We start from the raw sequence: 207 nt of genomic DNA, 5'->3' as shown, positions 1-207 counted from the left end.
GCCTGGGACGGCAAACTGCAATGGCTCGAAGAACGCCTGGCCAATGTCCCACCAGAAAAGCCCAGCGAAGCACTGATTCACCAACTGGCCAAGGCCAAAGTCCTCGAACCCGCCACCGGCCGGCCCATGCCAGGCTCCTCGGCCTTTATACAGATCGACTACATCAAAAGACCGACCTGCATCAGCGGCCAAGCCTGCACGCATACC

1 protein-coding gene is annotated in these 207 nt (G+C 59.9%); it reads left to right on the top strand.

Annotated features, from left to right (window positions below; translation table 11 throughout):
* Positions 1 to 207 (top strand): DUF6396 domain-containing protein (locus ACM6IT_RS00900; RefSeq protein WP_414917272.1); only part of this gene is annotated, 207 nt, incomplete at both ends.

This window comes from Pseudomonas sp. IT-P4, from assembly GCF_949767755.1.
Lineage (GTDB): Bacteria > Pseudomonadota > Gammaproteobacteria > Pseudomonadales > Pseudomonadaceae > Aquipseudomonas > Aquipseudomonas monachiensis.
The sequence above is the reverse complement of the archived record's forward strand: the minus strand, read 5'-3'. Positions and strand labels throughout refer to the sequence as shown.